The sequence below is a fragment of the Hydrogenophaga sp. GW101-3F08 genome (genome assembly GCF_059424585.1).
Genome location: NZ_JBWKZP010000028.1, coordinates 1 through 563 on the forward strand (window position 1 = coordinate 1; position 563 = coordinate 563).

General features: G+C 62.5%; 1 protein-coding gene. It reads left to right on the forward strand.

Annotated elements, in window-relative coordinates:
• On the forward strand, nucleotides 1-561 hold a 561-nt coding region (locus tag AC07YZ_RS25455), incomplete at its 5' end, for an EF-Tu C-terminal domain-related protein (RefSeq protein ID WP_494796788.1).
• Between the last annotated feature and the right edge of the window lie 2 nt (nucleotides 562-563).

Below are 563 nucleotides of genomic sequence, written 5' to 3' on the forward strand. Positions count from 1 at the left end.
GGTGCCTTCCTGATGCCCGTGGAAGACGTGTTCTCCATCTCCGGCCGCGGCACCGTCGTGACCGGTCGTATCGAGCGCGGCATCATCAAGGTCGGTGAAGAAATCGAAATCGTCGGCATCTCCACCACCCAGAAGACCACCTGCACCGGCGTGGAAATGTTCCGCAAGCTGCTCGACCAGGGTCAGGCCGGCGACAACGTCGGTATCCTGCTGCGCGGCACCAAGCGCGAAGACGTGCAGCGCGGCCAGGTGCTGTGCAAGCCCGGCTCCATCAAGCCGCACACCCACTTCACCGGTGAGGTCTACGTGCTGTCCAAGGACGAAGGTGGCCGTCACACCCCGTTCTTCAACAACTACCGCCCGCAGTTCTATTTCCGCACCACCGACGTGACCGGCTCCATCGAGCTGCCCGAAGGCAAGGAAATGGTCATGCCGGGTGACAACGTGTCGATCACGGTCAAGCTGATTGCCCCGATCGCCATGGAAGAAGGTCTGCGCTTCGCCATCCGTGAAGGCGGTCGCACCGTCGGCGCCGGCGTCGTCGCCAAGATCATCGAGTAATC